Source organism: Nonomuraea sp. NPDC049419, assembly GCF_040676995.1.
GTDB lineage: Bacteria > Actinomycetota > Actinomycetes > Streptosporangiales > Streptosporangiaceae > Nonomuraea > Nonomuraea salmonea.
Genome location: NZ_JBFAQB010000006.1, coordinates 297,003 through 309,747 on the forward strand (window position 1 = coordinate 297,003; position 12,745 = coordinate 309,747).

General features: G+C 72.3%; 13 protein-coding genes. 9 read left to right on the top strand and 4 right to left on the bottom strand.

Features of this window, described 5'->3' with window-relative positions:
* The first annotated feature begins 1 nt into the window (after position 1).
* Positions 2-1,066, top strand: a complete 1,065-nt coding sequence (locus AB0K12_RS21060) for a 2-hydroxyacyl-CoA dehydratase family protein (RefSeq protein ID WP_364563478.1) — start codon at positions 2-4, stop codon at positions 1,064-1,066.
* Positions 1,054-2,376: a 2-hydroxyacyl-CoA dehydratase family protein gene (locus AB0K12_RS21065; protein WP_364563480.1), complete on the top strand. Its 1,323-nt coding sequence runs from the start codon at positions 1,054-1,056 to the stop codon at positions 2,374-2,376. The genes AB0K12_RS21060 and AB0K12_RS21065 overlap by 13 nt, the downstream gene beginning before the upstream one ends.
* Here AB0K12_RS21065 and AB0K12_RS21070 read toward each other — a convergent pair.
* Entirely contained in the window at positions 2,286-3,161 is an 876-nt protein-coding gene (locus tag AB0K12_RS21070) for a PaaX family transcriptional regulator C-terminal domain-containing protein (protein ID WP_364563483.1), read from the bottom strand. The two genes, AB0K12_RS21065 and AB0K12_RS21070, sit on opposite strands and share 91 nt — an antisense overlap.
* A 105-nt stretch (positions 3,162-3,266) precedes the next feature.
* Between AB0K12_RS21070 and AB0K12_RS21075 the strand changes: the two genes are divergently transcribed.
* From AB0K12_RS21075 to AB0K12_RS21090, 4 genes are all read left to right on the top strand, one after another.
* Positions 3,267-4,193: an SDR family NAD(P)-dependent oxidoreductase gene (locus tag AB0K12_RS21075; protein ID WP_364563486.1), complete on the top strand. Its 927-nt coding sequence runs from the start codon at positions 3,267-3,269 to the stop codon at positions 4,191-4,193.
* 10 nt (positions 4,194-4,203) lie between these two features.
* A complete protein-coding gene (locus AB0K12_RS21080) occupies positions 4,204-5,079 on the top strand; it encodes an amidohydrolase family protein (protein ID WP_364563960.1) in 876 nt (291 codons plus the stop codon).
* Complete coding sequence (locus AB0K12_RS21085) at positions 5,079-5,537, top strand: MaoC family dehydratase (RefSeq protein WP_364563488.1); 459 nt, start codon at positions 5,079-5,081, stop codon at positions 5,535-5,537. Before AB0K12_RS21080 ends, AB0K12_RS21085 begins: the two co-directional genes overlap by 1 nt.
* Positions 5,538-5,602: 65 nt before the next feature.
* A complete protein-coding gene (locus tag AB0K12_RS21090; RefSeq protein ID WP_364563490.1) occupies positions 5,603-7,147 on the top strand; it encodes a long-chain fatty acid--CoA ligase in 1,545 nt (514 codons plus the stop codon).
* Here the strand turns inward: AB0K12_RS21090 and AB0K12_RS21095 are convergent.
* The gene (locus tag AB0K12_RS21095) at positions 7,107-7,679 is read right to left on the bottom strand and encodes a TetR family transcriptional regulator (RefSeq protein WP_364563493.1); all 573 of its coding nucleotides are present in this window, start codon (positions 7,677-7,679) and stop codon (positions 7,107-7,109) included. The genes AB0K12_RS21090 and AB0K12_RS21095 overlap by 41 nt on opposite strands.
* Before the next feature lie 85 nt (positions 7,680-7,764).
* Between AB0K12_RS21095 and AB0K12_RS21100 the strand changes: the two genes are divergently transcribed.
* The 3 genes from AB0K12_RS21100 to AB0K12_RS21110 all read left to right on the top strand — a co-directional run bounded on the left by AB0K12_RS21100 (position 7,765) and on the right by AB0K12_RS21110 (position 10,283).
* Entirely contained in the window at positions 7,765-8,562 is a 798-nt protein-coding gene (locus AB0K12_RS21100; RefSeq protein ID WP_364563496.1) for an SDR family NAD(P)-dependent oxidoreductase, read from the top strand.
* 208 nt (positions 8,563-8,770) lie between these two features.
* A complete protein-coding gene (locus AB0K12_RS21105; protein WP_364563499.1) occupies positions 8,771-9,289 on the top strand; it encodes a pyridoxamine 5'-phosphate oxidase family protein in 519 nt (172 codons plus the stop codon).
* A 52-nt stretch (positions 9,290-9,341) separates the two neighbouring features.
* Positions 9,342-10,283 carry a hypothetical protein gene (locus AB0K12_RS21110; protein WP_364563502.1) on the top strand — a complete coding sequence of 314 codons (942 nt, stop codon included), beginning with the start codon at positions 9,342-9,344 and terminating at the stop codon, positions 10,281-10,283.
* Between the two features lie 7 nt (positions 10,284-10,290).
* On the opposite strand, the gene AB0K12_RS21115 is transcribed toward AB0K12_RS21110, so the two are convergent.
* Positions 10,291-11,121 carry a ChbG/HpnK family deacetylase gene (locus AB0K12_RS21115; RefSeq protein ID WP_364563505.1) on the bottom strand — a complete coding sequence of 277 codons (831 nt, stop codon included), beginning with the start codon at positions 11,119-11,121 and terminating at the stop codon, positions 10,291-10,293.
* Positions 11,118-12,491 (bottom strand): MFS transporter, encoded by a 1,374-nt coding sequence (locus tag AB0K12_RS21120; RefSeq protein ID WP_364563507.1) that lies wholly within the window; start codon positions 12,489-12,491, stop codon positions 11,118-11,120. The genes AB0K12_RS21115 and AB0K12_RS21120 overlap by 4 nt, the downstream gene beginning before the upstream one ends.
* Between the last annotated feature and the right edge of the window lie 254 nt (positions 12,492-12,745).

Consider the following 12,745-nt stretch of genomic DNA (forward strand, 5'->3'; position numbering starts at 1 on the left):
CGTGGGCGGCGCACTGGCCGCGCTTGAGGAGGCGTACGCCCGCCGCACCCGGCAGGGCCCTGCCGTCGGTTACGTCGGCGCTGACGTACCGGTCGAGCTGCTGACCGCCGCCGGGCTGCGCGCGATCCGGCTCACCGGCGACCCGGAGTCCGGCTCGGAGCCCGGCGACCGCTTTCTGGGGCGCGGGGTGGACCCGGCGGCCCGCTCGGTGCTCACCCGGCTGCTCGACGGCGCCTTCGGCGACCTGGACCGGGTGGTCGTCAGCCACGACTGCGAGGCGTCGCTGCGGCTGTTCTACGCGCTGCGGGAGCTGCGCCGCGTGGAGCCGGGCCGGGGGCTGCCCGAGGCGTACCTGGTGGACCTGCTGCACCTGCCGCACCGCACGACCGCCCGCTACAACCGGCGCAGGGTCGGCGAGTTCGCCGCCCGCCTGGAGGCGTGGACCGGCCGCAGGCTCGACCTCGCCGGGGCGGTGGCGGCACACGACGAGCGGCGCCGGCTGCTGGCCGCCGTCGCCGAGCTGCGCAGGGTCGTGCCCGCCCGGCTCACCGGGCGGCAGTTCCTCGCGGCGGCGAACGCCGCCCTGCCGGTGACCGAGCACATCGCGCTGCTGGCCAGGCTGCTGTCGGAGGCGGACCGGCTCGACGAGCACACCGGGCGGCGGGTCTTCCTGAGCGGCAGCGCCCACGACACGCCGCACGTGTACGAGGCCATCGAGGCCGAGGGCCACGTGATCGTCGGCGAGGACCACTCCTTCGGCGACCTCGCCGTCACCGGCCCGGTGGGCACGGCGAGCCTCGACGCGCTGGCCGAGCATTACCATCGCGGCACCCTGACCGCGCACCGGGCCACGCCGGGCGCGCGGGCCGCGTACGCGGCGGCGGCCGTCCGCCGCTGCCGGGCCGAACTGTTCGTCTCCTACTGCCGCGAGTCCGACGAGGCACCGGCGTGGGACTTCCCCGCGCAGCGCGCGGCCCTGGACATCCCGGCCGTGCTGCTCGAACACCAGGAGTACGGGCGCGCCGACCTGGCCGCCCTGCGGAAGGAACCTGCATGCCCGAAGTGAGCTCACGCAGCGTGAAGTCCCTCGCCACGGCGGCGGAGGCGGGCAGGCACCAGCGCGAATGGTTCGCCGAGCTGCGCCGCCGGGTCGCCGCCGGCGAGCCGTTCGCGCTGCTCAACGCGGACGTCCCGCACGAGATCTTCCGCACGATGGACATCCCGTACGCGGTCGGCCAGTGGTGGGCGTCCCTGGTGACCGCCAAGCAGCGCTCGGGGCACTACCTCGACCTCGTACGGCAGCGCGGCTACCCCGACTACTCCGAGCAGTACAACGCGGTCACCCTCGGCTCCGCGTTCGACCCCGACCCCGATGCGGGCCCGTGGGGCGGCCTGCCGAAACCGGACATCATCGTCGGCGACGCCACCGGCGACGTCACCCGCAAGATCTTCGACGTCTGGGGGCACGAGCCGGGCGTCACCTTCTTCCCCCTGGAGAGCGCGGCCGAGAACGAGGTGCCGGTCAACTGGTGGGAGCTGATGCCGCACCGGTGGGAGGAGGCCGTCGGCCCGGCCCGGCTCGACCTGCTCACCGCGGAGCTGGAGAACCTCGTCAGGTTCCTGGAGACGACCACCGGCAGGCGGTTCGACGAGTCCCGCTTCCGCCAGGTGATGGCCCTGGTCAACGAGCAGGAGGAGTGGAACAGGAAGGCCCGCGACCTCATCGCCCGCGCCCGCCCGGCGCCGCTCGGCGTGGTGGACAGCATCCCCAGCGTCATGCTGCCGCAGTGGCACCGCGGCACCGAGTGGGCCCGCGACCTCGCCAAGAGCTTCTACGAGGAGGTGCGCGAACGCGTGGACGCGGGCGTCGGCGCCTGCGAGAAGGAGCGGGCCAGGCTGATGTGGATCGGCCGCGGCCTCTGGTACGACATGGGCTTCTACCAGCGCTTCCAGGAGGAGTACGGCGCGGTCTTCGTCTGGTCGATGTACCTCGCCATCGCCGCCGACGGCTACATCCGCTACGGCGACGACCCCATGCGGGCGCTGGCGGCGCGCTTCGCCGCGTTCGGCGACCAGCTCTACACGCCGCCGTGGTCGAGCGAGTGGTACGTCAAGGAGGCCCGCCTGCACGGCATCGACGGCGTCGTGCACCTGGTCTCCGACGACCCCAGGGGCAGCTACTTCACGGCCAGGGCGCTGGAGTCGGCCGGGTTCCCGGTGATCGAGGTGCACGCCGACAACGTCGACACCCGCACCTTCGGCGGCGACGTGGCCGAACAGGTCGGTCAGTGGCTGGAGACCGTGGTCCTGCCGCGCTCGGGGTCGTCGGACGTCTCGACGATCTCCGAGGCGAGCGTCGCCGCGGGCGGCTCATAGACGCGGGCCAGCCGGTGGAAGACCTGCTCGGCGCGGATCGCCGGCCAGCCGGGCGGCAGGTGCTCGGCCGGAAGGTGCGGGTCCTGCCGGATGAGCTGCAGCCAGTCGGTGTGCAGGAGGAGCTGGCGGGCGAGATCGTCGGCCGCCTCGGGCGCCGGGTGCTCGGTGTCCCAGCGGTCGAGGAAGGCGCGGTAGCGGCCGGCGATCTCGTCGATGGCGAACGCCTTGCGCACGATGTCGGCCGACTCCGTGGGGCCGAGCGCCCTGGCCTGCAGCACGGTGACGTGGTCGGAGACCCGCAGGTCGCTCGCCTCGAGGGAGGCGAGGATGCCGTGCACGTCCTTGGTGCCCGGCGCGATCCACAGGCCGCTCTGCAGCAGGCCGAAGCCGGCCCAGATGAGCTGGGAGCGCAGGTCGTGCCGGGTGGAGCTGTCGGGCAGCGAGAACCCGACGAGGGTCCAGGTGCCGTCCCACGCGCGGTTGACCGCGCCGGTCTCCCAGACGCGCCGGCGCCCGTCCTCCAGCACCTCCTCCGCGCGGTCGGTGAGCCCGAAGTACGTCTTGCGCCCCCTGCGGTGGCGGGCCAGCAGGCCGCGCTTGGCCATGCGGGCCAGCGTGGACCTGACCGCCTCCTCGGAGACGCCGAGCCGGGCGAACACCTCGATGAGGCTGCCCGAGTAGACGGCCGTGCCCTGGCCCAGGACGTAGATGCCCAGGAAGCTGAGCAGCAGGGACTGCGGCCGCGCGGCCGCCTGGCGGGAGTCGTTCCCCTCGGTACGCGTCACAGCACGAGCGTAGGCAGACCGCTAACGTTGGGCAAATCTTTGACGCCCGTCAGAACAGTGACATATATTCGCTTTCGTCCGCCTTATCACTTCAGGGGGAATCCCATGGATCTTTCCGGCAAGGTCGCCGTTGTCACAGGTGCGGGCCGCGGGCTCGGCCGCGCGTACGCCGAGGCGCTGGCCGCGGCCGGAGCGGCGGTGATCGTCAACGACGTGGACGCCGAAGCGGCGGCCCAGGTCGTCGCGGGCATCACCGGCAAGGGCGGCCGGGCCCGCGAGGTCGTCGCCCCGGTCGGCTCCGCCAAGGCGGCCGAGCAGCTGGTCGAGACCGCCGTCAGCGAGTTCGGCCGGCTGGACGTGATGGTGACCAACGCCGGCATCCTGCGCGACAAGGTGCTGTGGAAGATGTCGGACGACGACTTCGACGCCGTCATCGACGTGCACCTGCGCGGCACCTTCACCTGCGCGCGGGCCGCCGCCGTCAAGATGCGCGAGCAGGGCGAGGGCGGGCGGCTGATCCTCATCTCCTCCCCCGCCGGGCAGCGCGGCAACTTCGGCCAGACCAACTACGCCGCCGCCAAGGCCGGGATCGTGGCCATGGCCAGAACCTGGGCGATGGAGCTGGCCAGGGCGAACGTCACGGTCAACGCGGTCGTCCCGGTCGCGGCGACGGAGATGACCAAGACCATCCCCGCCTTCGCGCCCGTCATCGAGGAGGCCGAGCGGACCGGCGAGCCGTTCCCCGCCTGGCTGCGCAGGGACGAGGGCATGGGCACCGTCGAGGACGTCGCGGAGCTCATCGTCTTCCTCGCCTCGGACGCCTCCGCCGGGATCACCGGCCAGGCGATCGGGATCGGCGGCGACCGGCTCGCGCTGTGGTCGCACCCCGCCGAGAAGGCCGTCGCCTTCGCCGACGGAGGCTGGACGGCCGACGCCATCGCCGAGTCGTGGCAGGCCGGCGTCGGCGCCGAGCCCGAGACGTACGGGATCCCCGCTCCCAAGGCGCCCGCCGACTCCGGGCAGGATGCCTGAGATGGCGGCCATGGACGTCGCCGGCCTGGTCGCGATCGACGTGCACACCCACGCCGAGATCTCCAAGGACGGCCACCGCTCGCTCAGCCCCGAGCTGTTCGGCGCCTCGGAGGAGTACTTCAAGGCCCACGGCCACCGGCAGCCGACGATCGCCGAGACGGCCGCGTACTACCGGGAGCGGAAGATGGCGGCGGTGGTGTTCACCGTGGACGCCGAGCACGCCACCGGGCACCCGCGCATCGCGAACGAGGAGGTCGCCGAGGGCTGCGCCGAGCACGCCGACGTGCTGATCCCGTTCGCCAGCGTCGATCCCTGGAAGGGCAGGGCGGGGGTGCGCGAGGCGCGGCGGCTGGTCGACGACTACGGCGTGCGCGGCTTCAAGTTCCATCCCAGCATCCAGGGCTTCTCCCCCAACGACCCCATGGCCTACCCGCTGTACGAGGCCATCGAGGAGCTGGGCGTGCCCGCCCTGTTCCACACCGGGCAGACCGGCATCGGCGCGGGCGTGCCAGGCGGCGGCGGCATCCGGCTCAGGTACAGCAACCCGCTGCTGGTGGACGACGTGGCCGTGGACTTCCCCGAGCTGCGGATCATCCTCGCCCACCCCTCGTTCCCCTGGCAGGACGAGGCGCTCGCGGTCGCCACCCACAAGCCGTACGTCTACATCGACCTGTCCGGCTGGTCGCCGAAGTACTTCCCGCCGCAGCTCGTCAGGTACGCAAACTCGCTGCTGAAGGACAAGGTGCTCTTCGGCTCCGACTATCCCGTGATCACCCCGGACCGCTGGCTGAGCGACTTCGACAAGCTCGAGATCAAGCCGGAGGTCCGCCCGAAGATCCTCAAGGACAACGCCGCCCGCCTGCTCGGCTTGAAGGGAAACGCCTGATGACGACCACCGCGCACGGACTGACGGAGCTCAAGGCCCTGGCCGGCAAGGACCTCGGCCACAGCGCCTGGCTGGAGATCTCCCAGGACCGCGTCAACACCTTCGCCGACGCCACGAACGACCACCAGTGGATCCACGTCGATCCGGTCAGGGCCGCGGACGGGCCGTTCGGCGCGACGATCGCGCACGGCTACCTGACGCTGGCGCTGCTCATCCCGCTGTTCACCGAACTGCTCGACATCCAAGGCGTCAAGATGAGCATCAACTACGGCCTGGACAAGGTGCGCTTCCCCAGCCCGGTCAAGGTGGGCGCCCGGGTGCGGCTGGGCGCGGTCGTCGCCTCCGTCGAGGACGTCCCGAACGACGGCGTGCAGATGCACCTCGACTTCAAGGTCGAGATCGAGGGCTCGGACCGGCCGGCCTGCGTCGCCCGCGCCATCTACCGCCACTACGCCTGACCACCCCCTGCCCGCCGGCCGGGTCCTGGCCGATCCCCCCTCGCCGACAGGAGGCCGTACACCGCATGCGCAACACCGGACTGGGAGGCTGGCCCGCCCGCCGGGCCATGATGACGCCGGAGCGGACCGCGTTCGTCTTCGACGGCCGTTCCGTCACCTACGCCGAGGTCCACGACAGGACGACGCGGCTGGCGGCTCAGCTGCGCGCCTCAGGAGTGGGGGCGGGTGACCGGGTCGCCTACCTCGGGCGTAACCATCCGGCCTTCGTCGAGACGATGTTCGCCGCGCACCTGCTCGGCGCGATCTTCGTCCCGCTGAACTTCCGGCTGGCGGCGCCCGAGGTGGCGTACATGCTGGACCATTCGGGCGCGGAGACGCTGATCTACGCGCCCGAGTGCGCCGACGTCGTCCGCGCCCTGCCGGACGGGCCGGGGCGGCGGGTCGCGCTCGGCGAGGGGCAGTACGAGAGCTGGCTCGCCCAGGGCGACCCCACCCCGATCGACACGCCCGCCGACCTCGACGACCCGGCGCTCATCCTCTACACCTCCGGCACGACGGGCCGCCCCAAGGGCGCCACGCTCACCCACGGCAACCTGGTGTGGAACTGCTTCAACCTGCTGCTCGGCGTGGACGTCACCAGCGACGAGACGACGCTGATCAGCGCGCCGCTGTTCCACGTCGCGGCCCTGAACCAGACGCTGCTGCCGACCTTCCTCAAGGGCGGCCGTTCGGTGATCATGCCGTCGTGGGAGGTGGACGCGTGCTACGACCTCATCGAGAAGCACGGCGTCACCTGGATGTTCGGGGTGACCACGATGTTCGCCGCGTTCGCCGGCTCGCCCCGGTGGGCCGGGGCCGACCTGTCGTCGCTGCGGCACCTCATGGCGGGCGGGGCGTCGGTGCCGGCCGCGCTGATCCGCACGTACCAGGAGCGCGGGCTGGTGTTCTGCCAGGGCTACGGGCTCACCGAGACCGCTCCCGGCGCCACCTTCCTGGAGGCCGACCAGAGCGTGCGCAAGGTGGGGTCGGCGGGCGTGCCGGTGTTCTTCTCGAACGTCCGGGTCGTACGGCCCGACGGCACCGACGCGGCGGCCGGGGAGCCGGGCGAGGTGCTCATCCAGGGTCCGAACGTCACCCCCGGCTACTGGCGTGACCCCGAGGCGACCAGGGCCGCGTTCTCCGACGGCTGGTTCCGCTCCGGCGACCTCGCCGTGCTGGACGAGGACGGTCACCTCTATGTGGTGGATCGGGTGAAGGACATGTTCATCTCGGGCGGGGAGAACGTCTACCCGGCCGAGGTGGAGGCGGCGATCTTCGAGCACGCGGCGGTCGCCGAGGTGGCCGTGCTCGGCGTGCCGGACGCCAGGTGGGGCGAGGTCGGCCGCGCGTTCCTGGTGCTGCGTCCCGGGGCGCACGTCACGGCCGGCGAGCTGCGGGACTTCCTGCGGCCCCGGCTGGCCGCGTACAAGATCCCCGCCCATGTCGAGGTCGTGGACGAGCTGCCGAAGACCGGCTCCGGCAAGATTCACAAACCCCGTCTGCGCGGCCTCCCGCTGCCCGCCGGCGCCCTCAGGCCAGGACCTGGAGGAGGTCACGGATCCGGCGGGTGAGGTCGTCCGGGCCGGCGTCCTTGAGCGCGTCCGTGCCGATGACGCTGCGCATCAGCCACACCCCCGCCTGCAGGGCCAGCATCAGCTCGGCCCGCACCGCCGCCTCCTCCCCCGCCAGCTCCTCGGTGAGGTGCCTGCCGGGGTGCCGGGCGATCGCCGCCCGCATGATCTCCGCCGCCCTGGGGTCGGCCGCCGACCTCAGCATGAGCAGGAACGGCCCCAGCTCGTCCGCGCCGGGCGCGGTCCGCGCCACCAGCGTGCGCGCCGTCTCCCCCGCCAGCTCCGCGCCGGTGCCGGAGATCACCGTACGCGGTGCGAAGGCCGCGTCCACCGCCTCGGCGAACAGCTGCTCCTTCGACCCGAAGTAGCGGTTGATGAGCATCGCGGTCACGCCCGCGTTCGCGGCGATGTCGCGGACGCCCACGCCGGCGTAGCCGTGCGCGGTGAAGGCGGCGATCGCCGCCTCCAGGATCGCCTGCCGGGTGGCGGCGGCGTCGCGCCGGCGTTTCACGGGTGCCTTGGGAACCGTCATGTCTACAACCGTATACTCTGGTCGTAGTCTACGACTGTAGACATCGCGTGTGCCCTGGTCAGAAGGGCACGATCTGAGGAGCACCATGGAACTCCACCTGGCAGGCAGGCGCGCCCTCGTCACCGGCTCCAGCTCGGGGCTCGGCGCGGCCGTCGCCACCGCCCTGGCCGCCGAGGGCGCGGCGGTCGTCGTGCACGGGCGCGACGCGGCGCGTGCCGAGGCGGTCGCCGCCACCATCAGGGCCGCGGGAGGCAGCGCCGACGCGGCCGTCGGCGACCTCGCCACCGACGACGGGGCCGATGCCACGGCCGCCGCCGCCCTGGCGGGCGGGCCGATCGACGTCCTGGTCAACAACGCCGGCTCCTACCCGCACCGGGGATGGGAGGCCACGGCCGAGGAGTGGCGGCGGACGTACGAGGTGAACGTCGTCTCCGGCGTCCGCATGATCCAGCGCCTGCTCCCCGGCATGCGGGAGCGCGGGTGGGGGCGGGTCGTCCAGATCGGCGGCGGGCTGGCCCTGCAGCCGGGCGCCGACCTGCCGCACTACACCGCCACTCTGGCCGCCCGCCACAACCTTGCGGTCTCGCTCGCGCGTGAGCTCGCGGGAACCGGGGTCACGTCCAACACGGTCGCGCCCGGCGCCATCCTGGTCGACTCCGTCCAGCGCCTGCTCACCGATCTCGCGCCCGCGCGGGGATGGGGCGAGACCTGGGCGGAGATCGAGCGGAACGCCATCGCCGACCTGGTGCCCAACGACGCCGGCCGCCTGGGGCGTCCCGAGGAGATCGCCGCCGCCGTGCTGTATTTGTGCAGCCCGCTCGCCGACTACGTCACGGGCACCACGCTCCGGGTGGACGGCGGCACGATCCGCGGCGTGCACTGACCCCGGTCAGGAGATCAGGCCGAAGCCCTTGATCGCGCGGGCCGCCCGGTCGGCGGTCGCGTGCAGTTCGGGGGCGGCGGCGCGGTCGAGCGGCTGAATCAGCGTTGCGATCATCAGGCCGGGAAACAAGACACAAGGTGTCGGCTTTTCGGTCGAACATGGTCGCATCGGTCCGCGAACCGCGGCCTTCAGATAGTTAAGGACTCTCATGCGCGAAACACCGGAAGACCTTCAGCAGCTCCAGGACCTGCTCGACGCCTCGCTGTCCCGCTCCACCTCCCATCTCCAGTCGATCGTCACCGACCGGACCCTCACGGCGGAGCAGCTCACCCAGGTCCTGACGGGCATGTGCACGCTGGCCCTGTCCACCGTGACGGCCAAGGGCGAGCCGCGGATCAGCGGCGCGGACGGGCACTTCCTGCGCGGCAAGTGGCACTTCGGCACGGCGCGCACCGCCGCCAAGGCCCGCCACCTCGCGGCCCGCCCGGCCGCCAGCGTCGCGCACATGCGGGGCGAGGACCTTGGCGTGTTCGCGCACGGCACGGTGGAGATCCTCAACCCGCGGGACGGCGAGCCCGCCGAGGACTGGCCCGACCTGCTGGCGTACTTCCAGGACTTCTACGGCGCCGACGCCTTCGACTGGGACAACGAGGTCGTCTACTACCGGCTGCACCCGCACTGGATGACCGTCTACGCCGCCGACCCCAGCAAGCTCACCACCACCTGATCCGTCCGATATGTTCTCTCCGGCATGTCCGTAATTTCGGATTGGGGGGCGCATGTCGGTACGCCGGACGGTGCTGGGCCTGACCGTGGTCGCCGGGCTGGCCGGTTGCGGGACGCTGCCGCCGCCGGTCCCCGGGCTGGCCCGGCCGTCCGCCGTGGCGAAGGCGTCCCCCTCCCCGACCGCTCCGCCGGCCAGCCCCAGCCCGACCCCTTCCCCCACCAGCCCGACCCCTTCCCCCACCAGGCCGGCGCTGACCGCCGCGCAGGCCGGGCAGGAGATGCGGAAGTGGCTGGGCACGTACAACAAGACCGTCAAGAAAGCGAAGTGGTGGCGGAAGAACAGCACGCTGGACGCGCTGTTCGTGGAGGGGGCCCTGCACGAAGGCGTGCTCGAACGCAACCACGAGGATTTCGGGCAGCAGCCCGAGCACCGGCCGATCAACGTCCAGGGCACGCCGGTGATCTACCTGCCGCGGCCGGAGAACCAGCCCGACGACAACGAGTGGTTCATGGCGCAGGCGACGTACAAGGACGTCAAGGGGCATGTCCGCGCGCATCTGCTGGCCTTCCTGCGCACCGGCGGCGAGCCGTTCAGGCTGGCCGTCGTGACCCCGGTGCACTGGGGGCAGCGCGTGCCGAAGCCGGAGCTGGACGCGGACGGCTACATCACCGACATCGGTGACGACATGGCCCGCGCGGTGGCGCTGGAGTACCAGAACTTCTGGAACAACGAGAAGAAGGAGGGCGCCTCCGGCTACCGGCTGGCCAAGGACAGCTTCAGCCGTAAGGCGTTCCCCGAGGTCTACAAGGGCCTGTACGTCGCCTTCCGTGGCCGCAGCTCGGTCTACGGCTTCCGTACGGCCGACGGCGGCTCGCTGTTCCTGTTCGCCATGCTGAACAAGCCCCAGAGCGTCAACCAGGTGCTGAGCGAGGCGCTGTTCGTGCCCAAGGGCAGCAGGACGATCCAGGAGCTGGGCGCGAACTGGTTCTCCTGACCCGGGCTCAGCTCCACCAGCCGGGGACGACCTGGACGTCCTCGCGTTCGAGCGCCGCGTGCCACACCGGGTCGCGCAGCAGCCGCGCCTCCCACGTGCGCACGATGCCGTCGGGGCCGGTGACGGCGTCCTCGCGGGAGGGGTGCAGGAACAGCTCGCTGGTGCCCTCCGGCAGGGCGGCGAGCCGGCGCAGGTAGTCGTCGCGGAGCCGTTCGTACGAGCCGAGGTCGGCGGCCGTGCCCCGGTTGGTGGCGATCGTCTCCGGCAGCGCGACGCCGAGCGCGTCGGCCAGCGCGATCGCGCTCTCGTGGGCGGCGGCGAGCGGCGGCGGCAGGGGCCCGCCGATGTACGGCGCGGGGTCGCGGGGCAGCCGGAAGGCCAGGCCGTGGCCGGCGCACCAGTGCAGCGACTCGGCGAGGAACGACCTGCCGTGCAGGCCGTAGAGGGTGCCGGCGTGGGAATCGGCCGCCACGGGCGCGAGGTCGTGCGCGCGCATCCAGCGCAGCTGGGCGTCGGCCTCGCGGAGCACGTCGTCGGCCTGCCCGCGGGCGGCGAAGGCGAAGGGGTCGTCGCTGAGCGTCCCGTCGGCGTCGGCGATGCTCGCGGCGCCGTTGAGCGGCCGCCAGCGCGGCACCCCGCGTTCGCTGGTCAGCGTGACGTGCAGGCGCGGCAGCACGCCCAGCTCGCGTACCCGCCGCGCGGCCCGCTCGGCCTCGGGCGAGACGCAGATGAGGGTGGTGGCGCTGACGTGGCCCTCGGCGAGCAGGCCGGCGATGACCTCGGTCGTGCCGGGCTCGCGGCCGAGATCGTCAGCGGTGATGACCAGGCGGCGGCTCATCGCGGCTGCTCCACGGCCGGCGCGCCGTCGGCGCCGGGCGGCTGCTGCTCGGCCGGCGTCTCGATCGGTACGGAGACGAAGCGGGCCGCGACCGCGCCGATGGCGGTCAGCACGAACGGATAGACGCACAGGTAGATGCGGAACGCCAGCCCGGGGTCGCCGCCCGGGTCGTCGCCCGAGTTGTAGCCGAAGAACACGCCGAGCGAGGTGAGCGCGAGCCCGGTGACGACGCCGTTGAGCCGGGAGAAGAAGCCGAACGCCGACAGGAAGAGCCCTTCGCGGTGCTCGCCGTTGCGTGCCGCGTCGGCGTCGAGGACGCGCGCGACGATGAGGTCGTTGGTGGCCAGCATGCCCGACCAGCCGGCGCCGACCAGCACGCCCGCGGCGATCGCGGTGACGAGGTCGGTGGCGAGGAAGAGACCGGCGAAGCTGACGGCGAGCACGGCGAAGGCGAGCCGCCAGGTCCACAGCGCGCCGTGCCGGGCGACGACCCGCGTCCATGCGACCAGGCCGCCCGCCGAGACGAGGATGACGATCCCTTGCAGGTAGAGCGCGTCGCTGACGGGCAGGCCGAGCGAGTAGCGCACGTACAGCTGGATGCCCGACAGCACGAGCGCCATCGCGATGCCGTAGCAGGCGCCGGTGAGCCCGACCGTCCAGAACAGCCGGTTGCGCAGGATCGACGAGACGCTGCGCAGCAGCATCGGGCGTTCGCGGGTGGCGTAGCGGGGGTTCTCGCGGGCGCTGAGCGCCATGAACACGATCACCGCGACCGCGATGACGCCGTAGATGATCGCCGTGGTGCGGAAGCCCTGCGTGGAGGTCTCGGTGCCGAACACCCGCGTCGTCAGCACCGGCGTGACCGCCAGCGAGATCACCAGCGCGACGAGCTGGAAGCCCTGGCGCAGGCTGTTGGCCACGGCCCGCTCGCGCTCGCGCGGGTAGAGCTCGGGCAGCAGCGCGCCGTAGTTCGCGTTGAGCATGGAGTCGAAAGCCTCGCACAGGATGGCGAACACCGCGAACCACAGCAGCAGGCCCATGCCCTCCAGCGACTCCGGCGCCGAGAAGAACGCGATCATGCAGGCCGTCAGCATCGGCGCGCCCACCAGCAGCCAGGGGCGGCGGCGGCCGAAGCGGGTGCGGGTGCGGTCGGACAGGTGGCCGAGGACCGGGTTGTCGATGGCGTCGATGACCGCGTAGATCACCATGACCACGCCGTAGGCGCGTACGTCGAGCCCGAGGATGTCGACGTAGAACAGGATCATCGATCCCTTGATCATGTTGATCGGGATGGAGGTGCCGAACATTCCGATGGCGTAGCGCCAGGCGGGAGTCCGTCCCGGGGAGGGGGCCGGGCCGGGGAGGGACACGCGATCACCTTCTCTGCCGTCGCGACTGCGGCGCCGATGCGCCGCACGGCGTCACGTTCGCACGGCGAGGCGAACGGCGGGTGAGGCGCGGGGGTGCCGGACGTCGACAGACAGTGTCGCGCGCGGGGATCGCGAGCAGGTCACGGAATCAGCCCCGACACTGCTGGGGTGCTGCTGGGGTGCTGCCGGGGCGCTGCCGTGATGCCGCCCGGACGCGCGAGCGCCGCCGTGGGCCCGTTGTGGGGCTCCGCGGC